The sequence below is a fragment of the Proteus sp. PR00224 genome (assembly GCF_016238105.1).
Lineage (GTDB): Bacteria > Pseudomonadota > Gammaproteobacteria > Enterobacterales > Enterobacteriaceae > Proteus.
Map to the genome: position 1 here is coordinate 81,163 of NZ_JAEHQU010000003.1, position 20,997 is coordinate 102,159.

General features: G+C 41.1%; 19 protein-coding genes. 11 read left to right on the forward strand and 8 right to left on the reverse strand.

From position 1 onward, the window contains the following. Positions 1 to 11: 11 nt before the first annotated feature. The 6 genes from panF to acuI all read right to left on the reverse strand — a co-directional run bounded on the left by panF (position 12) and on the right by acuI (position 5,730). Entirely contained in the window at positions 12 to 1,457 is a 1,446-nt protein-coding gene (panF, locus tag JEP71_RS06400; protein WP_198626091.1) for a sodium/pantothenate symporter, read from the reverse strand. Continuing rightward, entirely contained in the window at positions 1,447 to 1,695 is a 249-nt protein-coding gene (locus JEP71_RS06405) for a YhdT family protein (protein ID WP_023582900.1), read from the reverse strand. The genes panF and JEP71_RS06405 overlap by 11 nt, the downstream gene beginning before the upstream one ends. A 272-nt stretch (positions 1,696 to 1,967) precedes the next feature. Further along, on the reverse strand, positions 1,968 to 3,317 hold the full coding sequence (gene accC, locus JEP71_RS06410; protein WP_109371980.1) for an acetyl-CoA carboxylase biotin carboxylase subunit: 1,350 nt from the start codon (positions 3,315 to 3,317) through the stop codon (positions 1,968 to 1,970). 12 nt (positions 3,318 to 3,329) lie between these two features. Next, entirely contained in the window at positions 3,330 to 3,800 is a 471-nt protein-coding gene (gene accB, locus JEP71_RS06415; RefSeq protein WP_023582895.1) for an acetyl-CoA carboxylase biotin carboxyl carrier protein, read from the reverse strand. Positions 3,801 to 3,833: 33 nt separating this feature from the next. Beyond that, positions 3,834 to 4,277, reverse strand: a complete 444-nt coding sequence (aroQ, locus tag JEP71_RS06420; RefSeq protein ID WP_006535378.1) for a type II 3-dehydroquinate dehydratase — start codon at positions 4,275 to 4,277, stop codon at positions 3,834 to 3,836. Positions 4,278 to 4,755: 478 nt separating this feature from the next. Then, on the reverse strand, positions 4,756 to 5,730 hold the full coding sequence (gene acuI / locus JEP71_RS06425; protein ID WP_198619271.1) for an acrylyl-CoA reductase (NADPH): 975 nt from the start codon (positions 5,728 to 5,730) through the stop codon (positions 4,756 to 4,758). 687 nt (positions 5,731 to 6,417) lie between these two features. Between acuI and mreB the strand changes: the two genes are divergently transcribed. The 10 genes from mreB (at position 6,418) to JEP71_RS06475 (ending at position 18,218) form a co-directional block, all read left to right on the forward strand. Beyond that, positions 6,418 to 7,461, forward strand: a complete 1,044-nt coding sequence (gene mreB, locus JEP71_RS06430; RefSeq protein ID WP_023582893.1) for a rod shape-determining protein MreB — start codon at positions 6,418 to 6,420, stop codon at positions 7,459 to 7,461. 91 nt (positions 7,462 to 7,552) lie between these two features. Next, positions 7,553 to 8,605 (forward strand): rod shape-determining protein MreC, encoded by a 1,053-nt coding sequence (gene mreC, locus JEP71_RS06435; RefSeq protein ID WP_109371976.1) that lies wholly within the window; start codon positions 7,553 to 7,555, stop codon positions 8,603 to 8,605. Positions 8,606 to 8,610: 5 nt separating this feature from the next. Then, positions 8,611 to 9,099 (forward strand): rod shape-determining protein MreD, encoded by a 489-nt coding sequence (mreD, locus tag JEP71_RS06440; protein ID WP_100159963.1) that lies wholly within the window; start codon positions 8,611 to 8,613, stop codon positions 9,097 to 9,099. Between the two features lie 52 nt (positions 9,100 to 9,151). Continuing rightward, positions 9,152 to 9,739 carry a Maf family protein gene (locus JEP71_RS06445; RefSeq protein WP_196532389.1) on the forward strand — a complete coding sequence of 196 codons (588 nt, stop codon included), beginning with the start codon at positions 9,152 to 9,154 and terminating at the stop codon, positions 9,737 to 9,739. Beyond that, a complete protein-coding gene (gene rng / locus JEP71_RS06450; RefSeq protein WP_109371972.1) occupies positions 9,736 to 11,205 on the forward strand; it encodes a ribonuclease G in 1,470 nt (489 codons plus the stop codon). Before JEP71_RS06445 ends, rng begins: the two co-directional genes overlap by 4 nt. Before the next feature lie 45 nt (positions 11,206 to 11,250). Continuing rightward, positions 11,251 to 15,051 (forward strand): AsmA2 domain-containing protein YhdP, encoded by a 3,801-nt coding sequence (gene yhdP / locus JEP71_RS06455; protein WP_198625946.1) that lies wholly within the window; start codon positions 11,251 to 11,253, stop codon positions 15,049 to 15,051. Continuing rightward, entirely contained in the window at positions 15,048 to 15,908 is an 861-nt protein-coding gene (gene nit1, locus JEP71_RS06460) for a deaminated glutathione amidase (protein ID WP_151434176.1), read from the forward strand. The genes yhdP and nit1 overlap by 4 nt, the downstream gene beginning before the upstream one ends. Then, positions 15,905 to 17,350 (forward strand): metalloprotease TldD, encoded by a 1,446-nt coding sequence (tldD, locus tag JEP71_RS06465; protein WP_109371966.1) that lies wholly within the window; start codon positions 15,905 to 15,907, stop codon positions 17,348 to 17,350. Before nit1 ends, tldD begins: the two co-directional genes overlap by 4 nt. Positions 17,351 to 17,436: 86 nt before the next feature. Beyond that, on the forward strand, positions 17,437 to 17,937 hold the full coding sequence (locus tag JEP71_RS06470) for a ribonuclease (protein ID WP_198625947.1): 501 nt from the start codon (positions 17,437 to 17,439) through the stop codon (positions 17,935 to 17,937). Further along, positions 17,937 to 18,218, forward strand: coding sequence for a barstar family protein (locus JEP71_RS06475; RefSeq protein WP_198619275.1), 282 nt, complete (start codon positions 17,937 to 17,939; stop codon positions 18,216 to 18,218). Before JEP71_RS06470 ends, JEP71_RS06475 begins: the two co-directional genes overlap by 1 nt. A gap of 73 nt (positions 18,219 to 18,291) precedes the next feature. Here the strand turns inward: JEP71_RS06475 and yjgA are convergent, their stop codons facing one another. After that, positions 18,292 to 18,852 carry a ribosome biogenesis factor YjgA gene (gene yjgA / locus JEP71_RS06480; RefSeq protein ID WP_088495963.1) on the reverse strand — a complete coding sequence of 187 codons (561 nt, stop codon included), beginning with the start codon at positions 18,850 to 18,852 and terminating at the stop codon, positions 18,292 to 18,294. A gap of 187 nt (positions 18,853 to 19,039) precedes the next feature. On the opposite strand from yjgA, the gene pmbA reads away from it, so the two are divergent. Next, positions 19,040 to 20,368: a metalloprotease PmbA gene (gene pmbA / locus JEP71_RS06485; protein ID WP_109371960.1), complete on the forward strand. Its 1,329-nt coding sequence runs from the start codon at positions 19,040 to 19,042 to the stop codon at positions 20,366 to 20,368. A gap of 116 nt (positions 20,369 to 20,484) precedes the next feature. Here the strand turns inward: pmbA and rnk are convergent, their stop codons facing one another. Then, positions 20,485 to 20,895, reverse strand: coding sequence for a nucleoside diphosphate kinase regulator (gene rnk, locus JEP71_RS06490; protein ID WP_075671465.1), 411 nt, complete (start codon positions 20,893 to 20,895; stop codon positions 20,485 to 20,487). Between the last annotated feature and the right edge of the window lie 102 nt (positions 20,896 to 20,997).

Sequence of the window (20,997 nt, forward strand, 5' to 3'; positions counted from 1 at the left end):
TAAAAACGAATTCACTGTAATGATGCTGATTGAGGCAGAGTATGCTCTCCAAATCGATTAGCCACAAGAAACGCGACTAAGCTCAATAACAGTGATGGAACAATGGGGTGAAATCCAGCGATCTGGATGTTAAATGTCGCAAGGGTGGCATAGAGTGTGGCACCTGTGATCATGCCCGCAATAGCACCATAACGGTTAGCTTTTTCCCAATAAAGCCCAAGAACTAAAGGCCATAAGAAAACAGCTTGTAGGCCACCAAAAGCAAGTAAGTTAAGCCAAATAATCATTGATGGTGGGTTCCATGCTGCAAATAGCAGTAACACACCTAAAATCAAGGTCGAAAGGCTCGATAAACGAGAGATGCGTTTCTCGTTAGTTATCGCATGCGGAGCGATATTGAGATAGAGATCTTTGACCAAAGTTGCTGACGATTGTAACAGTTGCGCATTTATCGTCGACATAATGGCGGCCATAGGAGCAGCAAGGAAAATACCGGCTGCAATAGGCGGTAATGCTTCAACCATTAATGTTGGAATAACTTGATCAGGAACCGTGAGATCAGGAATGATCGCCCGACCTAATGCGCCAGCAAAGTGCATACCAAACATCAATAATGACATCACGATTGTGCCAATAATGATCCCTTTATGCATGGCTTTACTGTCTTTGTAAGAGATGCAACGTACCGCAGTATGTGGCAAGCCAATAACACCAAAACAGACAAGTACCCAGAATGATGCCATAAACGGGCCACTTAAAATCCCATCAGCCCCTTGAGGAGAGGTTAATGCAGGATCGATGGTATTGAGTTTTTGTATCGCAATATCTAATCCACCTGCTTTATAGATAATGGCAAACAGGAGAATAAATGTACCAAGTAGCATCACAAGGCCTTGTAAGGCATCGTTTAATACGCTGGCTCTAAATCCGCCAATCGCAGTATACAGCGCAATGGAGATCCCAAAGATCAGCAAGCCGAATTCATAAGGAATGCCTGCTGCAGTTTCTAATAAGCGTGCTCCACCAATAAATTGAACAGTCATCGCGCCGACAAAAGCGACTAACAGGCTTAAACTGGCAAACCAGACGAGGAAACGACTTTTGTAACGAGCATAAAGCATGTCATTTAAGGTAACAGCATTATAACGGCGCGCTAAAATGGCAAACTTTTTCCCTAAAACACCCAAAGAGAGCCAAATAGCGGGAAGTTGGATCATTGAAAGTAATACCCAACCAATACCGTATTTATAGGCAGCACCCGGCCCACCAATAAAGGAGCTTGCACTGACATAAGTTGCAGTGATAGTCATGGCTAGCACGAAGCCACCCATTGAGCGGTTACCAAGAAAATATTCGTTAAGAAATTCGCCTTTTTCGCGCTTACGATAAGCATAAGCTGACAGCAGAAAAACTAACAGAAGGTAGCCAATCAGTGGCACTATGACCTCAGTTTGCATCGTCATGCTCATCTCCTAACGGCATATCTTTGAAAAAGTAGCGCACCATCAGATAGCACAACAGAAAAAACAAAACAGGTAGGAATAAGCATGAAAGCTCAAACCAAAGAGGTAAACCAGTAATGCCTAGTGTGTTATCAGGTAAATAGGCGGTAATTAACCAACCCAACAAATACATAAAAGTTAAAATTAGGGCCCAAAGGGCTTCTTTGTGGGCCTGAACAAAACGTTTGTCCATCTGTTCTCCCAATCTTAATAGGGTTAAAAATGAATGGGAGGATTGTACGGGAAAGTGAGTATTGATTCAGTGAAAATTAATCACAAAGTCATGAGGGAATATTAAAAATAGATTATCTTATTGTTTTTAAATATAAATATGAAAGAAAACAGTACAGGTTTTAATTAAGAAATGTGTTTAATTTGTCCTCTATGGATCTGTTTATGGCGGGTCATCAGCAATAAAAAAGGCATAGTAAATAAACTATGCCTTCTTTTGTTAAGCGAGAAAGATTATTTCTCAGCTAAACCTAAACGTTTTTCAAGGTAGTGAATGTTTGTACCACCTTTTTGGAAATTCTCATCATTCATAATGAACTGGTGCAGTTCAATATTGGTTTTAATACCATCAATGATAAGTTCCGCCAACGCATTTTTCATACGAGAGATCGCGATTTCGCGTGTTTCACCGTAAGTGATCAATTTACCAATCATTGAATCATAGTGAGGTGGAACAGTATAACCTGCGTAAATATGCGATTCCCAACGCACACCAAATCCACCTGGTGAGTGGAAGCGAGTAATTGTACCCGGGCTTGGCATGAAGGTTTTTGGATCTTCTGCGTTGATACGACATTCAATTGCATGACCATGAACGTTAACTTGATCTTGCGTTACTGATAAAGGTAAGCCAGAAGCAATGCGTAACTGTTCTTTGATTAAGTCGATGCCTGTGATCATTTCTGTTACTGGATGTTCAACCTGAATACGGGTGTTCATCTCAATAAAGTAGAATTCGCCATTTTCATACAGGAATTCGAATGTACCTGCACCACGATAGCCGATTTCAATACATGCGTTCGCACAGCGTTCGCCGATATTTTTACGGATTTCAGGGGTAATACCTGGTGCTGGAGCTTCTTCAACAACTTTTTGGTGACGACGTTGCATTGAGCAATCACGTTCAGCCAAATAGATTGCATTACCTTGACCATCAGCCATAACTTGAATTTCAACATGGCGTGGGTTTTCAAGGTATTTTTCCATGTATACCATGTCGTTGCTAAATGCCGCTTTTGCTTCTGCACGCGTCATTGTAATGGATTGTTCTAGATCTTTTTCAGCACGAACAACACGCATACCGCGTCCACCACCGCCACCAGAGGCTTTGATGATAACTGGGTAGCCAATACGTTTAGCAATTTCAATATTTTTCGCAGTGTCGTTACCCAAAGGACCGTCCGATCCTGGTACACAAGGAACACCCGCTTTTTTCATCGCTTCAATAGCAGAAACTTTATCACCCATTAGACGGATGGTTTCAGCTTTCGGGCCGATAAAAATAAAGCCAGAGCGTTCAACTTGCTCTGCGAAATCAGCATTTTCAGACAGGAAACCGTATCCTGGATGAATGGCTTGTGCGCCACTGATCTCAGCCGCTGCGATAATTGCAGGGATATTTAGGTAACTTTTTGCTGAAGCAGCGGGACCAATACAGATAGTCTCGTCTGCCAGCAGAACGTGTTTTAAATCACGGTCTGCCGTGGAGTGAACAGCAACTGCTTTGATCCCAAGCTCTTTACATGCTCTTAGGATACGCAGTGCAATCTCACCACGGTTGGCAATGAGGATTTTTTCTAGCATGGACCTGCCTCGTTATTCGATAACAAAGAGTGGAGCGTCAAACTCAACGTTGTCGCCATCTTGGCAAAGGATAGATTTAACAACACCCGCTTTGTCAGATTCAATCTGGTTCATCATTTTCATTGCTTCAACGATGCACAGAGTATCGCCTACATTGACTTGCTGACCGACTTCAACAAATTTCTTAGCTTCAGGGCTTGGTGAGCGGTAGAACGTTCCGACCATTGGTGAACGAACAACGTGACCGCTGATTTCTTGCGTTGGTGTAGCCGCTGGTGTTTCTGGCGCTACAGGCGCAACTGCATTTGCTAATGCAGGTTGAGGTGCCACTGGTGCCGCAAAATATTGCTGAGGAGCCATTTGACCCTGAAGACCAGAGTTACGACTAATACGTACTGACTCTTCACCTTCAGAGATTTCCAGTTCAGAAATGCCAGACTCTTCGACTAGCTCGATCAGTTTTTTAATTTTACGAATATCCATGAGTTGATTCCGTACTCTTTTTGATGTTTTTTATTAAGACAAGCGGCTGACCGCTGCCTGTAAAGCAAATCGATAACCTTCTGCACCTAATCCACAGATTACGCCTGTTGCGATATCAGAGAGATATGAATGGTGACGGAAAGGCTCCCGACTGTAGACATTGGACAGGTGAATTTCAATAAATGGAATATTCACCCCTAATAATGCATCACGCAGTGCAACACTGGTATGCGTGAAAGCTGCAGGATTGATTAATATATAATCGACATTACCCCGAGCTGCATGAATTTTATTTATCAGCTCAAATTCAGCGTTAGACTGAAAATGACTGAGTTTCACATTTAATGCCTGAGCATCTGCTGACAAACTTTGAACGATATCATCCAGAGTTAAGTGTCCGTAGGTTTCCGGCTCTCTTGTTCCAAGCAGGTTTAAATTCGGACCATTCAGGAGCAAAATATGAAAATTTTCCGACATTATGCTTCTATCTCCGTCAATTCGTCAACGAAATGACAAAATAACCTGTGCTTTTCGTTTTGTCATCTTTTATTGTATCCATTGCTACGATACATATCACAAAGTCCGACATTATAGACATTTCACAGAAGATAACAGCAAAATACTGGTCTAATCAGGGAATGAAGGGTTTATTTTGATGAAAAGTTAAAAGTTTTTACAAGATTGTAAACGCGAGAAAGCAAAATAAACAGGTGTCTAAAAAATAATCATAACACCACGTTATTTATTGATGTCACTGGAAATCTGAACTTCTTTGAGAACAATCATCAATATATATCATAAATGTGATCTGAATCACAATTTCATATTCGTTTCACACACAAAGAAGCTTATTCTGGCACTAAATAAGGTGAATTAATGCCAGAAATAAGCAGATAAAAACCGAGAATTAGCAAAAAAATGCCGTAAACCCTCGCCTAATGCGGGTGGGGAGCAGTTACAGTTTTACTAAGGTTCTACCTGTCACTTGATTATCCATAATCATCTGAGCATAACGAGGAACTTCATCAAGTGTAATTTCTGTCATCGCTTGCTGATAGAACGTTTCTGGTAGTAATTTTAATAAACGTTGCCAAACCTGAGCGCGTTTTTCTGCTGGGAAATAAACAGAATCGACGCCTTGTAAGCGAACATTACGTAAAATAAAAGGCATGACAGTTGTTGGTAAAGAGAAACCGCCAGCTAATCCACAAGCCGCTACTGTTCCGTTATAGTTTGTCTGTGACAGAATATTGGCAAGAATTTGCCCACCTACGGTATCAATTGCACCCGCCCAGCGTTGTTTATCTAAAGCTCTGCCCGCAGGCTCAAACTCTTCACGAGTGATAATATTTTTGGCGCCAAGTTTGCGTAAATAGTCATGGTTACTCGCTCTGCCACTTAATGCGGTAACTTGATAGCCTAATGCTGTTAGCAAACTAATAGCGGTACTTCCGACACCACCACTGGCTCCAGTGACTAAAATATCACCACTTTCAGGTGTAATGCCGCCTTGTTCTAATGCCATCACACAAAGCATGGCAGTAAAACCCGCAGTCCCAATTATCATGGCATTTTTTAAAGAGAGTCCTTCTGGCACAACGGTTAACCAATCACCTTTTACACCTGCTTTTTGTGCAAGGCCGCCCCAGTGATTTTCACCTACTCCCCAGCCGGTTAATAAGACATGTTGACCAATGTGGAAGCGAGGATCTTCGGTGTGATGAACAACACCCGAAAAATCGATACCCGGTACCATTGGAAATTGGCGCAGTATTTTTCCCTTGCCCGTGATAGCGAGCCCATCTTTATAGTTAAGCGTTGAGTAATGAATATCGACAATAACCTCATGAATAGGCAGTATTTTTTCATCAATGTTTTGTACGTTGGTACTGAGTTTGTTGTCATTTTGTTCTACTAATAATGCTTTCATCTTGACCCCTCATCGATTTCTATTTGTGTCATGATAGGTGATTTTTTAGATCTCGTCGTGATTGTGCACAATATCTATTGTAATAATGAGACAAATAATCCTTTTTTAGTGTATAAACGGGGGTTCTACGTTTATTGGTGCAGAGATTATTCTGAGTTTTATATCTTGGTAATTAGATAACACCGTTAATGGGTTACGATTGGATAAAAATTAGCATTTCTCTTTATGCTCGAAATAAAGATAATGTGTTGTCTTAGAAGTATTCGAGGTGGGTACTTTGGTTGTTATCTCAGTCAAATTTTGCCAGTGAAACACCATTTAATATCAATAGAATAATTGTGCTTATTCAAATGAATAAATTTTATTTGAACTTGCAATGAGACTTTTGAGTCACAGTGTGGCAACTAAGTAAGATTTTTCTTTATTGATGTGAACGTTGTTTGTATTGTTACATAAGTCAAATATAAACAGCGTAGGATCGAAATTATGCGTTAATCGTTCTAATTAGCCCATTTTTATGCAGTTTTTTTCTGCTCCAATTGGGAAAAGTAACGTAGAATATTGTGCCTTTATGATTATTTACGTGTCCACTTTAATCTAAGTAGTGAATCGCGCCTTGTCGCTGCTTATTGTGGTTGATAGAGTAGACGGATTTTTCCGTCCCGGCTTGCAGGATTATCCTTTCGTATGTTTAAAAAATTTCGTGGCATGTTTTCCAACGATTTGTCTATTGACTTGGGTACCGCCAATACCCTTATTTATGTCAAAGGACAGGGTATTGTTCTCGATGAACCCTCCGTTGTCGCTATTCGCCAAGATCGCGCTGGCACATCAAAAAGTGTTGCAGCTGTAGGGCATGAAGCCAAACAGATGTTAGGGCGTACACCTGGGAATATCGCTGCTATCCGTCCAATGAAAGACGGTGTGATTGCTGATTTTTATGTAACCGAAAAAATGCTTCAGCACTTCATAAAACAGGTTCATAACAATAGCTTTATGCGTCCAAGTCCTCGTGTATTAGTTTGTGTACCAGTAGGAGCCACTCAAGTAGAACGCAGAGCTATCCGTGAATCAGCATTAAGTGCGGGTGCTCGTGAAGTGTTCTTAATTGAAGAACCTATGTCTGCGGCAATCGGTGCAGGCTTACCTGTTTCTGAAGCAACAGGCTCAATGGTGGTCGATATTGGTGGTGGTACAACAGAAGTTGCCGTGATTTCATTAAACGGTGTCGTTTACTCTTCTTCTGTTCGTATCGGTGGTGACCGTTTTGATGAAGCTATCATTAACTATGTGCGTCGTAACTACGGCTCACTGATTGGTGAAGCAACCGCAGAACGTATCAAACACGATATCGGTTCAGCTTATCCTTCTGATGAAGTCAATGAGATTGAAGTTCGCGGTCGTAACCTTGCAGAAGGTGTACCTCGTAGCTTTACTTTAAACTCTAATGAAATTCTTGAAGCATTACAGGAACCATTAACGGGTATCGTTAGTGCAGTGATGGTTGCATTAGAACAATGTCCACCAGAATTGGCCTCTGATATTTCAGAGCGCGGCATGGTATTAACTGGTGGTGGTGCATTATTACGTAACCTAGACCGTTTATTAATGGAAGAGACAGGTATTCCTGTGATTGTTGCTGAAGATCCTCTGACTTGTGTCGCTCGTGGTGGTGGTAAAGCATTAGAAATGATCGATATGCACGGTGGCGATCTGTTTAGCGAAGATTGAGATTAATTCTAACAAGGGAGAATGGATTCCCCCTTGATGAGAATATTAACACCTGTTCTTTTACTTCTCCGTGTGAGTGATCTTAGAGTTTATGAAGCCAATTTTTAGTCGGGGTCCTTCCCTGCAACTAAGATTAATAATCGCCGTGGTTGTTGCTATCTCTTTATTGATTGCTGATAACCGTATTGGTGCATTTTCTAAAGTCCGCCAGTATCTTGATACTGCTGTTAGTCCCTTCTATTTTCTTGCAAATGGTCCACGCCGTTTCCTTGATCAAATTTCAGAAACATTTGCCACGCGTGAGCGTTTACAATTTGAGAATCAAGCGTTAAGAAAAGAGTTATTAGTCCGTAGCGGAGAAAGCCAATTACTGGAGCAATTTAAGCAAGAGAATGCCCGTTTACGAGAATTACTTGGTTCACCACTGCGCCAAAATGAACAAATGACAGTAACGCAAGTTTTGTCTGGGAATAGCACGCCTTATCGAGATCAAGTGGTTATTGATAAAGGAACCAACGATGGCGTCTATGAAGGACAACCTGTTATTAGTGATAAAGGCGTTGTGGGACAAGTTATTGCCGTAAGTGAGCTTACGAGTCGTGTACTATTAATATGCGACACTTCTCATGCATTACCTGTACAAGTTTTACGTAACGATATTCGTGTTATAGCTTCTGGTGCGGGCTGTGCCGATGATTTATTGTTAGAAGCATTACCTGCCAATATTGATATTCGTGTAGGCGATGTTTTAGTGACATCAGGATTGGGCGGCCGTTTCCCAGAAGGGTATCCTGTTGGTGTGGTATCTTCAGTTAAAGTGGATAATCAACGGGCTTATTCCGTGATTAATGTTCGACCTTCAGCAGAGCTACAACGTTTACGCTATTTGCTTTTATTATGGAATGCATCAGACAAAATGGGAGAGCCTCCTCTACCTTCAGAGGTTTATCACGCGGCTAATGAGCGTTTAATGCAACTGATGCCTCAAGTTTTACCTAATTATGAACAAGCAGGGCCACCGCTTCCTCGTTCTATGTCTCAAGAGCCGTTAGACAGTACGACAGAAGAAACTAACGGAACCACGACACCAGCAACAACACCTGCTGCAACAAATACACCTACTAGTACAAATAGAAGTAGGTAGACACGATGAATCCATATCAAAGTCGTGGGCGTTGGGTTGTTTGGCTCTCTTTTCTTGTCGCATTAGTTTTACAAATTATGCCGTGGCCAGAACAGTTAGAAGTGTATCGACCTATTTGGCCGATGTTATTTCTTATTTATTGGATAACAGCAATACCTCATCGTGTTAGTGTCGGAACCGCATTTGTCTTAGGTATGATTATGGATCTAGTCCAAGGAACTACCCTAGGTGTCAATGCATTGGCCTATACTTTAGTGAGTTATGTCATCGCCTTTAAATATCAGCTTTTTTGTAATTTAGCGTTATGGCAACAAGCCTTAGTGGTAATGTTAAGTGTTGTCGTTGTTGATCTTGCTGTATTTTGGGCAGAATTTTTACTTTCACCTGTGACTTTTCACCCTCAAGTATTCTGGAATAGCCCAGTCAGTGGTATTCTTTGGCCATGGCTTTATTTTTTACTTCGCAAAATCCGTCACCAGTTTTTAGTTCACTAAGTTATTGGATCATGGCGGTCACTTTTGCGTTACCGTCATGAGGACATTATTTGTGACCACACTTTACCTTGCTTCCAGCTCACCAAGAAGACGTGAACTTCTCGCGTTATTAGATGTTGAATTTAGTATTATCACGCCAGCAATTGATGAAATTTGGCAACAAGGTGAAAAACCAGAAGAGTATGTTCTTCGTTTAGCAAAAGAAAAATCACAAGAAGGTGTAAGACAAGCACCTCAAGATTATCCCGTTTTGGGCTCTGATACTATTGTGGTTTATGATGGTCATATTCTTGAAAAACCTCGTGATAAAACCCATGCCGCGCAAATTCTACGTTCACTCTCAGGCGCAACACATCAAGTGATGACAGCAATTGCTATCTCTAATAGAACACACACATTGAGTCAATTAGTCGTCACACACGTCACTTTTAGAGTGATGACAGAGAGTGAGATTAGCGCGTATATTGAGTCAGGAGAGCCAATGGATAAAGCTGGCGCTTACGGTATTCAAGGAAAAGGAGGCCGTTTTGTTCAACGGATTGAGGGGAGTTATCATGCTGTTGTCGGATTGCCTCTTGTTGAAACCGAAGCATTGATAGCTCAATTTTCGTCTCTAGCTAATGAGAAGGAGATTTCATGACAGCAGAGTTATTAGTGAATGTGACGCCTTCTGAAACCCGTGTCGCCTATATTCGCGGAGGCATACTTCAAGAAATCCATGTTGAAAGAGAAGCTAAACGAGGTATCGTCGGAAACATCTACAAAGGTCGGGTAAGTCGCGTATTACCCGGGATGCAAGCTGCATTTATTGACATCGGGCTGGATAAAGCCGCTTTTCTACATGCTTCTGATATTATGCCTCACACGGAATGTATTGCTGGAGAAGAGCAGAAGAAATTTAATGTTCGTGATATCGCGCAACTGGTGCATCAAGGGCAAGATTTAATTGTACAAGTGGTTAAAGATCCTTTAGGAACAAAAGGCGCTCGCCTTACCACGGATATTACATTGCCTTCTCGCTATTTAGTGTTTATGCCTGGTGCGTCTCATGTAGGCGTTTCTCAGCGAATTGACAGTGAAGAAGAGCGCGAGCGCTTAAAACAATTGGTTGAAGAGTATTGCGATGAAAATGGCGGCTTTATTATTCGTACCGCTGCCGAAGGTGTTGGTGAACACGAAATTAAGCAAGATGCTGCCTTTCTTAAACGCCTATGGAATAAAATCATTGAGCGTAAGAAAAGAAATAAAACCCGTATTCAAATTTATGGCGAATTAGCGTTAGCCCAGCGTATTTTACGTGATTTTGCAGGCTCTGAATTAGATAGCATACGAGTTGATTCTAAATTGACCTACAATCAACTACAGGAATTTATTGGTGAATATATTCCTGAATTAACCGCTAAACTTGAATTACACCAAGGTAATCAGCCTATTTTTGATCTCTATGGTGTAGAAAGTGAAATTCAGCGGGCTTTAGAGCGCAAAGTTGAATTGAAATCAGGAGGTTACCTGATTATCGATCAAACTGAAGCAATGACCACTATTGATATCAATACAGGGGCATTTGTTGGTCATCGAAATTTAGAAGAAACTATTTTTAATACTAATATTGAAGCAAGCCAAGCCATTGCCCGTCAATTACGGTTACGTAATTTAGGCGGTATTATCATCATTGACTTTATTGATATGAATAATGATGAACATAAACGCAGAGTATTGGCATCACTTGAACAAGCGCTAAGTAAAGATAGAGTGAAAACAACGATTAATGGCTTCTCTCAACTTGGCTTAGTAGAAATGACACGTAAAAGAACGCGGGAAAGCCTTGAACATGTGCTTTGTGATGACTGCCCAACTTGCCAAGGGCGAGGTACGGTAAAATCAGTTGAAACAGTTTGTTATGAGATTTTACGTGAAATAGTGCGCGTGCATAAAACGATTGATGCAGATCGCTTCTTAGTTTACGCCTCCTCAGCAGTTGCAGAAGCATTAAAAGGCGATGAATCACATGCATTAGCAGAGGTTGAAATTTTTGTCGGTAAACAAGTGAAAGTGCAAACTGAGCTACTCTATAGTCAGGAGCAATTTGATGTGGTGATGATGTAATGGATTCGCCTTCCTAATGAATATGATGGCAGAAAGGAGACAAAAATGAAGCGGCTGCCTAAATACCTGTTAGTGATAACAGTTTTTTGCCTCATCGTTTTTGCCTTGGTATTAAGCGGATTTCGCTACTTTCTGCCACGCTTAGATAGTTATCGCCCTGAAATAGAAACGTATCTTACGAAGCAACTCAATAGCCCTGTCTCAATGACAAAGATCACGGGGGAGTGGCAAAATTTTGGTCCTGATATTCAAGTGGAAGGACTGAATATTACCAATAAAGATGTGAACGTTACGGCAGAAAAAGTCACTTTTTCTTTTGACGTGTGGCGTTCATTATTCGCTTTTCGTCTTCATTTTCGTGAACTGACCTTTGAACAGTTATATGTTAATTACCAACAGCCAATTTTTACGGGGCAAAGTGGTGATATTACCTTAACCGAACCTGATGATATTTCTTCACTTTTTCTCGAACAGTTTGATCGTTTTAAACTGATTGAAAGCCGTTTTATTTTTTTAACCCCTTCAGGAGATACCAGTACATTACATGTGCCTGAATTAATGTGGTTGAATCAGAAAAATCGTCACCGAGCTCAAGGTGAAGTCACTCTTGATACACCCATTAATCATTATGGGGGGTTAAAGGTACGCCTTGATCTCTATACCAAAGAGAACGGTTTGATCGATAACGGTAAAGTATTTCTTACCGCAGATGACATCGATATTTCACCTTGGCTTAGTCAGTGGGTCAAAAATAATAGTGGCGTAGGTGAAGCTAAAGCCAGTTTGTCTAACTGGATTGAAATTACTCAAGGGCGTATTACTGGAAGTCAGTTGCAAATTCATCAAGGTGAAATGGATTGGAGTAGTGATGGAACCTCGCACGTATTAAATGTTGAAGACTTAATTTTACGTATGAGAAGGCAAGAAAATGGCTGGCTTGCGGATGTTCCTTATACTCGAAAAATTACAATGGATGGTGAAGAGTGGCCTGACGGTTATTTAGCGGTGCTTTATCAACCAAAAGAAAAACAGCATGATGAAGCATGGCGCATTCGCGCCAAGAATATTGAGTTAGATAGGTTATATGCTGTATTGCCATTATTCTCTTTTTTAACACCTGATTTTGTTCGCCAGTGGCAGTATCGCCAATTTTCTGGTGTGGTTAATGACTTTGCATTAGATCTCACTCCAGAAAACTTCGAGCAAAGCGCTATTAATCTCTCTTGGGAAAATGTGAGTTGGAAGCGTTGGCAAGAGATCCCCTCAGTACAGCATTTCAGCGGGCAATTAAAAGGGAGTATGCAACGTGGTGAGCTTAACTTTGCCCTAGCAGATAGTGAAATAGACACGGGCGAATTATTTAAAGCACCGTTGAATATTGAAAAAGGGAAAGGAACGGTTTATTGGCAACATTCAGGGGATAACCTGTCTCTTTGGAGCCAAGGGCTCGATGTTAAAGCTACATCAGCATGGGTTGCGGGCGATTTTCGTTATGAGAAACAAGGTGAAGATCAGCGTCTTTCCATTTTATCAGGCGTTAGAGTTACAAATGCGGGTGATACATGGCGTTATTTGCCTGAGGAGTATGTCGGGAAGGCACTGACTCAATATCTCTCAGATGCGATTATTGCGGGTAATATCGATAATGGAACCTTTATTTTTGATGGCGATCCCGCTGATTTTCCTTTTGATAACCACAAAGGATGGTTCCAAGTTTATGCGCCCGTCAAACACGCGACCTTTAAATTTGATAGTGAATGGCCTGCGTTATTTGATCTCGATATTAATCTAGACTTTAAAAATGACGGCTTATGGATGTCTTCTGCACAAGCAAAAGTGGGTAAAGCGACAGCCACGAATTTAAGTGCAGTCATTGAAAGCTATCGACAAGAAAAAATCTTAATTAATGCGGATATTCAAGCCACAGGCGACGAGCTGAAAGAGTATTTCTTAGATTCTCAAATGGCGAGTATTGGTCATACACTTGAAGAGCTAAAAGTAGCGGGAAAAATTGACGGTACATTGAAACTTGATATCCCCTTTGGTGGTGATGAGGTTGTGGCTTCTGGTGAGGTTAATTTAAAAAATAATGATGTCACTTTGAACTTCATGGATACCACATTGAAAGGCGTGAGTGGGCAGTTTCGTTACCATAATGACAAACTTGAAAGTGATACATTAACGGCTAATTGGTTTGGGCAGCCGCTTGCTTTCTCATTTACAAGTCACAATGATACGGATAATTATCAGGTTGATGTCGGCTTAAAAGGCCAATGGGATATTCAAAAAATTCAAGGGTTACCTAGCGATATTCAACATAAGTTTAGTGGTGTATTTCCATGGCATGGCAACGTTAATGTTAAGATCCCCGAAAAAGGTGATGTTGATTATCAAGTCGATTTAACCGGAAATATCAATGCATTAAGCAGCAAGTTAACAGCGCCTGAAACACAGGATTTAAAAAATTCACCACCTATTGTGATTTCTGCCAAGGGTAACAGTGAAACCTTAACCGTGAATGCCAGTGCTGAGAAACAGTGGAAACTTAATAGCCAGTGGGCATTAGGAAAACAGCTACGTTTATTACAAGGCCATGTTGTTTCTTCTTCTATTAAATTACCTGAATTAAATTCACAACAACGCTTAACTATCGCTCTTAAAGGATTAGAGGGGGATAAATGGTTGCCGACATTAATGGCTTTTTCGTCTTTAACGCCGTCTGAAAATGAAGTCACTTTTCCTGATAATGTGCATATCAGTTTGCCTGATTTAAATTTTGCAGGGCAAAAATGGCGTAATCCTCAAACTGAGATTATGCGCGTTAGTGAAGGGGTAAAATTTGCCTTTTCAGGAAGTGAATTACGAGGCGATGTGTTTATTCCTGAAGCATCGACACCTTGGCAAGTGAATATTAATTATCTCTATTTTAATGGTGCAACCCTATCTCAAGAAGAAAAACCGTTAAAAATGGCAAACACTTCTGATGTGAATGCATTGAAGTTTTCAGTTAAAAACATTCCTTCTATTGATTTTGAGTGCCGAGAATGTTGGGTAAATGGCTTGCTTTTAGGGAAAATTGAAGGTTCGTTAAAACAAAATCAGGGTGCTTTATTTCTAACTGACGGTAAGTTGGAAAATAGCAGCGGTGAATTGTCTGTTAATGGTGTGTGGTCTGAAGATAATGCAGGTAATAATACGACGAAGTTAATAGGTAAATTAAAAGCGGAAGAAATTGATGAAATGGCCGCTTATTTCGGTTTTATTATTCCTATTATCCAGTCCCCACTTTCTGCTGATTTTTCATTACAATGGCGTGATACGCCGTGGAATTTTAATCTGGCGACCTTAAATGGTGATATTAAATCTGTCTTAGGGAAAGGGCGTATCGAAAAAGTGAATGTTGGACAAGCGGGTAAATTACTGCGCCTTGTGAGTTTTGATGCGCTTTTACGTAAATTACAGTTTGATTTTAGGGATACTTTCAGCGAGCATTTTGAGTATGACTCGATTAAGAGTGAAATTACGATCAATCAAGGTATTATGAATGCTGAGAGTGTCCGAGTTGATGGTGTTATTGCTGATATTGCGATAAGTGGGAAAGTTGATTTACTTGAACGTAAAATGGACCTACAAGTTGTGGTAACGCCAGAGATTTCAGCAACTGTCGGTGTTGCTACGGCTTTCGCGATAAACCCAATTGCAGGCGCCGCAGTGTTTGCGGCATCAAAGGTTCTGGGGCCACTTTGGAGTAAGATTTCAGTTATCCGTTATCATGTGACCGGAACTATGGAACAACCCAAAATTGACGAAGTACTGCGTCAGCTTAAGGAGAATCAGGCGTTATGAAAAAAGTTAATGTCGCACTTTTGCAACTTTGTAGCGGTAAAAACACAAAAAATAATCTGGCGCAAATTGAGCAACAGATTAAGCAATTACCCGATTCAGTGAAGCTTGTATTAACACCTGAAAATGCGTTACTTTTTTCGAACTCTAAAGATTATCATAAACATGCTGAAGTTCAGGGCGATGGGCCTTTACAAAATGCTATCGCTAAAATGGCTCAGCGCTATAAAGTGTGGATCTTAGTCGGTTCTATGCCATTGATTAGTCGAGACTCCCCAGACCAAATTACCAGCAGTAGTTTGGTGTTTGATGATGAAGGTGTTATTCGAGCTCGTTATGACAAAATCCATATGTTTGATGTCAGTATTGATGATGAGCAAGGCGAATATAACGAATCTTCTATTTATCAACGCGGTGAGCGCCTAACAGTCGTTGATACTCCGGTTGGGAAATTAGGTTTAACAATCTGTTATGACTTACGCTTCCCAGGTATTTTCCAAGCATTAAGAGAAAAAGGGGCAGAGATAATCTCTGTACCTGCGGCTTTTACCCGTTTAACAGGTAAAGCGCACTGGGAGCCTTTATTACGTGCTCGTGCCATTGAAAATCAGTGTATTATCTTAGCGCCAGCACAAGTGGGTACACATGATACGCGCCGGACTTGGGGTCATACGATGGCGATTGATGGTTGGGGTAAAGTCTTGAAAAAGAACCCTGATGCTGTTAGTGCGCTAACGCTGAATGTTGGTGTCGAAAGTCTACACGGTATGCGTGAACAGATACGGGTTGTAAAACATAACCGCTTTCGCCCGAAACTGACCCACTTAATCAAAAAAGTTAAGGATAAAGAAGAATTATGAGTTTAGCTGTTGTCAGCGAAAGTCTGTTGGAAGCAAACAAACTTAGTTTAGATGATTTAGCATCAACACTAGAGCAGCTTGCACAGCGTCAAATTGATTATGGTGATCTTTATTTTCAGTCAAGTTATCACGAGGCTTGGATCCTAGACGATCAGATTATTAAAGATGGCTCTTACAATATTGATCAAGGTGTTGGTGTTAGAGCAATTTACGGTGAAAAAACCGGCTTTGCTTATGCAGACCAACTAACGCTTAATGCACTTAACCAAAGTGCTCATGCTGCACGAAGTATTGTTCAGGCTAAAGGTAATGGTCGCATCCATACTTTAGGTGCTATTCAACATTCTCCGCTATACAGCTTAAACGATCCTCTGCAAAGCCTCTCTCGTGAAGAGAAAATTGCGCTATTGCATGAGGTAGATAAAGCGGCTCGCGCTGAAGATAAACGCGTTAAACAAGTTAATGCGTCATTAACAGGTGTTTATGAGCATGTGCTTGTTGCAGCAACCGATGGCACGTTAGCCGCCGATGTGCGTCCTTTAGTTCGTCTTTCAGTGAGTGTGCTGGTGGAAGAAGATGGCAAACGTGAGCGTGGCGCAAGTGGTGGCGGTGGTCGTTTTGGTTATGATTATTTCCTAACTAAAGTCGATGGTGAAAGCCACGCTATCACTTATGCGCGTGAAGCTGTGCGTATGGCATTAGTGAATTTATCTGCAATTGCGGCACCTGCGGGAACGATGCCTGTTGTATTGGGCGCAGGATGGCCAGGTGTGTTATTGCATGAAGCAGTCGGTCATGGATTAGAGGGGGATTTCAATCGCCGTGAAACCTCTGTATTTTCGGGACGCATTGGCGAGAGAGTAACTTCTGAGCTTTGTACTATTGTTGATGATGGCACAATTGAAGGTCGTCGTGGCTCTGTGGCTATTGATGACGAAGGTGTACCAGGTCAATACAATGTTTTAATCGAAAACGGCATCTTAAAAGGCTATATGCAAGATAAGATGAACGCGCGTTTAATGGGTGTTGCGCCAACGGGAAATGGTCGTCGTGAATCTTACGCGCATCTTCCTATGCCTCGTATGACAAACACTTACATGTTAGCAGGTAAGTCTTCACCAGAAGAGATTATTGCCAGTGTTGATCGCGGTATTTACGCACCAAACTTTGGTGGCGGTCAGGTTGATATTACATCGGGCAAATTTGTTTTCTCAACCTCAGAAGCTTATTTAATCGAGAATGGAAAAATAACCAAACCAATTAAAGGGGCAACTCTAATTGGTTCAGGTATTGAAGCTATGCAACAAGTTTCTATGGTAGGTAATGATCTTGCTTTAGATAAAGGGGTTGGCGTTTGTGGTAAAGAAGGACAAAGTCTCCCTGTTGGTGTGGGTCAACCAACGTTGAAGCTTGATAAAATCACGGTTGGCGGTACAGCTTAATTATCGCTATCGTTATTTGTCAGTATCTATTGAACTCCATCTTTTGATGGAGTTTTTTATCCTAGCAACAGTAAGGGGGTTAACTTATGGGTAAACGTTTATTACCAGTTATTATTGTTATTGCGGTTTTATTTGGTGTTCTTTATAAAGGTTTATTGTCTGAAACCAAAGCGCCAATGCCTTCATCCTCAGCTCCTATTCCGACATCATCAAGCAATAACACCAATAAACCAGCACAAATCCCACTATCTATTGATGAGAAAACACAAGCCAATGTGGTAGCTAACTATTTGCAACGTCATCAACAATTGCCAGATTTTTATCTCACTAAAAAAGAGGCGAGAGAAAAAGGCTGGAATGCGAAAGCGGGCAATTTATGTGAAGTCTTACCGGGAAGAGCAATCGGAGGCGATCGCTTTATGAACCGCGAAAAACAGTTGCCAGAAGAAACTGGACGCCAGTGGTATGAAGCGGATGTAAATTATCAGTGTGGTCATCGTGGCAGTGACAGATTGCTCTATTCGAATGATGGGCTGATTTATGTTACCACTGATCATTATCGTACAATGACAAAGGTCGCACCTTAATGAAACAGGTTATCTTCAATTTTAAGACACTGGCAGATAGAGAAGCCTTTTATCACGATTTTGCACTGCAATTTCAGTTAGATGATAAATTTGGCGATAATCTAGATGCACTATGGGATGCGTTAGTGGGTGGAATAGAATTGCCAGTCAGTATTGTTTTCAGGCATTTGCCTCATCATTCCTGTGATTTTCAACCTTTGGTGGAATTGATGCAAGAAGCACAAAATGAGCTTGGTAAAGACGTTTTAAGCTTTCATTGTGAGCATAAAACACAAAAGTAATTCAGAATAGAAAATACGCCCTGAAAATCGCAGTGAGGCTGAATTTACACTGCGTTTTCAGGATGATCAGGTTTTATGCTGATTCTGATAAATCTTTTAGATATTGAAATAGTAAGCGGAATGATTTTGGCGGTTTATTCGCTTCTTTTTCTTTTTTCGCATTACGGATAAGTGTGCGTAATTGTTGGCGATCAGCCATTGGATAAAGCGCAACGACTTCTTCAATCACTTCATTGCCACCTTCAACAAGGCGAATTCGCAGATCTTCAAGTTTATGTAACACTAAGATCTGTTGATTGTGGCGGTTTTTGAGTTTATCAAGCGCTTGACGGATCGGATCTTCGTCTACATTGCGCAGTAGTTTTCCAATATATTGAATTTGGCGGCGGCGTGCTTCACGCTGTACTTTTTGTGCTAATTGAATAGAGGCTAATAATTTCTCATCTAATGGCACACGTTCTAATTCTTGTGCACTTAATTCAACTAATTCAGTACCCAGTTTTTTGAGTGCTTCAGCATCACGTTTAATTTCGCTTTTGCTGACCCAGATGATTTCGTCCTCTTCTTCCTCTTCTGACGAGGTATCGTCAAATTCAGGATTGAGGTAATGCCACTCTTCAGGCTGCTTTGCCATAATAAAAATTCCTGTTGCAGAGTAAGCCGGGAGTGTGATTTGGTGAATGACCAAAAGCCCGACGGGTGATAACATTCATATATCTTCTATTGTAACTGGGAAAATCGCTTGTTGACCACCTGTCAATTGATTTACTTTGCTAAAAATAAGTAAAAAGTGGTGTTCTCCTTAGGAAAAATGGTTCTCAATGAATAATTCAGATCAGGTAAAACAGCTTGAAGACGCCGTCTCTCTCGCATTAGAGCTGGCTGCAAAACAGTGTGATGGTGCTGAAGTCGCTATTAATAAATCGACGGGTATTAGTGTAAGTACGCGTTATGGTGAAGTTGAAAATGTTGAATTTAACAGTGATGGCGCTTTAGGCATCACTGTTTATCAACAACAACGCAAAGGTAGTGCATCTTCAACAGATTTAAGTCCTGATGCGATTAAGCGAGCTGTACAAGCTGCTGTGGATATTGCACGCTACACTTCAGTTGACCCATATGCAGGGCCTGCTGATCAAGAGCTATTAGCGTTTGATGCACCTTTCCTTGATCTTTACCATCCTACCGAAGTCACAGCAGATAAAGCGATTGAATTAGCATCGAGAGCAGAAAAAGCCGCTTTAGATAGCGATAGCCGTATTATCAACACCGAGGGTGGCAGTTTTAATAGTCACAGTGGAACCCGTGTATTTGGTAATAGCCTTGGCTTATTAAAAAGCTATTCATCTTCACGCTATTCGATGTCGAGTTGTGTTATTGCTCGTGATGGTGAAGATATGGAGCGCGACTATGCTTACACTATTAGTCGTCGCTTTGATGATCTAGAATCACCTGAATGGGTTGGTCAAGAGTGCGCTCGCCGTACTTTATCTCGCCTTGCACCTCGTAAACTACCAACCATGAAAGCCCCCGTTATTTTTGCGGCAGATGTGGCGACAGGTATTTTTGGTCATTTGGTTGCAGCAATCAGTGGTAGCATGATTTATCGTGAATCATCTTGTTTACTCGATAGCTTAGGTAAGCAAATTTTCCCTCAGTGGTTAAATATTCAAGAGCGTCCTCACTTAATGAGAGGTCTGGCATCAACACCGTTTGATAGTGAAGGTGTGCGTACCACAGATGCTGAAATTATCAAAGATGGCGTATTACAAGAGTGGTTGTTAACCACATATTCAGCAAGAAAGCTGGGCTTAAAGAGTAATGGTCATGCTGGTGGTATTCATAACTGGTATATCCCTGGGCAAGGTTTATCGTTTGATGCACTGTTAAAAGAGATGGGAACAGGTCTTGTTGTTACGGAATTGATGGGACAAGGTGTCAGTACAGTAACAGGTGATTACTCTCGTGGTGCGAGCGGTTTTTGGGTTGAGAATGGCGAAATTCAATATCCTGTAAGCGAAGTGACTATTGCAGGTAACTTAAAAGATATGTGGGCAAATATTGCCACGATGGGTGATGATATTGAGACGCGCAGTAATGTTCAGTGTGGATCGTTGTTGTTACCAGAAATGAGCATTGCAGGTGAGTAAATTTTAGATACTCATCACAACCTTTAATCTCAGCCCGCAATGGGCTGAGATATCGCGTTTATCAGTGTGCTTTTCAAACGATAAGATAAAAATAAGACGCGAACCTTCAGCTCTGCTTAACGGTGTAATTCACCCGCAGCTTCCGGTTGGTATAGAATTTCTAATACTTTAACCTTGGTTTCAAGGCCATTAGGCAGCTTCCAACTAATTTCATCATCAATGGCTAAACCCAATAGCGCAGCACCCATTGGTGCCATGACGGAGAGTTCAGTAGTGCTGTCTTTTAATGAAGCGGGATACACTAAAGTACGAGTGCGCTCTTCATTATTTTTTAAGTCCATAAAACGGACTTTGCTGTTCATTGTGACAATATTAGCAGGGATATCAGCTGGTGTAACAATGTCAGCACGATCTAATTCTTCATTCAATGCTTCAGCAATCGGACTATCTGCAAATGCCGGTTGTTCAAGTAATGAATCTAAACGTTCTGCATCAAGTTCGTTGATGATAATTGTTGGCTTTGTCATACCACACTCCAATTTATTCCAATGCAAAACAACACCCCCACGGGTGAGGTGGGGGTGTTGTTAAACTCATATAAGAGATAATAGGCGGTTCTGTATAAAAAA

Excerpts from the sequence above, each read along its gene's own strand:
- yhdP (WP_198625946.1), top strand. The coding sequence starts at position 11,251 with ATGAAGCGGCTGCCTAAATACCTGTTAGTGATAACAGTTTTTTGCCTC.
- acuI (WP_198619271.1), bottom strand. The coding sequence starts at position 5,730 with ATGAAAGCATTATTAGTAGAACAAAATGACAACAAACTCAGTACCAAC.
- accC (WP_109371980.1), bottom strand. The coding sequence starts at position 3,317 with ATGCTAGAAAAAATCCTCATTGCCAACCGTGGTGAGATTGCACTGCGT.
- JEP71_RS06470 (WP_198625947.1), top strand. The coding sequence starts at position 17,437 with ATGGGTAAACGTTTATTACCAGTTATTATTGTTATTGCGGTTTTATTT.
- mreC (WP_109371976.1), top strand. The coding sequence starts at position 7,553 with ATGAAGCCAATTTTTAGTCGGGGTCCTTCCCTGCAACTAAGATTAATA.
- mreD (WP_100159963.1), top strand. The coding sequence starts at position 8,611 with ATGAATCCATATCAAAGTCGTGGGCGTTGGGTTGTTTGGCTCTCTTTT.
- nit1 (WP_151434176.1), top strand. The coding sequence starts at position 15,048 with ATGAAAAAAGTTAATGTCGCACTTTTGCAACTTTGTAGCGGTAAAAAC.
- pmbA (WP_109371960.1), top strand. The coding sequence starts at position 19,040 with ATGAATAATTCAGATCAGGTAAAACAGCTTGAAGACGCCGTCTCTCTC.
- rnk (WP_075671465.1), bottom strand. The coding sequence starts at position 20,895 with ATGACAAAGCCAACAATTATCATCAACGAACTTGATGCAGAACGTTTA.
- panF (WP_198626091.1), bottom strand. The coding sequence starts at position 1,457 with ATGCAAACTGAGGTCATAGTGCCACTGATTGGCTACCTTCTGTTAGTT.
- yjgA (WP_088495963.1), bottom strand. The coding sequence starts at position 18,852 with ATGGCAAAGCAGCCTGAAGAGTGGCATTACCTCAATCCTGAATTTGAC.
- mreB (WP_023582893.1), top strand. The coding sequence starts at position 6,418 with ATGTTTAAAAAATTTCGTGGCATGTTTTCCAACGATTTGTCTATTGAC.
- JEP71_RS06405 (WP_023582900.1), bottom strand. The coding sequence starts at position 1,695 with ATGGACAAACGTTTTGTTCAGGCCCACAAAGAAGCCCTTTGGGCCCTA.
- accB (WP_023582895.1), bottom strand. The coding sequence starts at position 3,800 with ATGGATATTCGTAAAATTAAAAAACTGATCGAGCTAGTCGAAGAGTCT.
- rng (WP_109371972.1), top strand. The coding sequence starts at position 9,736 with ATGACAGCAGAGTTATTAGTGAATGTGACGCCTTCTGAAACCCGTGTC.
- aroQ (WP_006535378.1), bottom strand. The coding sequence starts at position 4,277 with ATGTCGGAAAATTTTCATATTTTGCTCCTGAATGGTCCGAATTTAAAC.
- tldD (WP_109371966.1), top strand. The coding sequence starts at position 15,905 with ATGAGTTTAGCTGTTGTCAGCGAAAGTCTGTTGGAAGCAAACAAACTT.
- JEP71_RS06475 (WP_198619275.1), top strand. The coding sequence starts at position 17,937 with ATGAAACAGGTTATCTTCAATTTTAAGACACTGGCAGATAGAGAAGCC.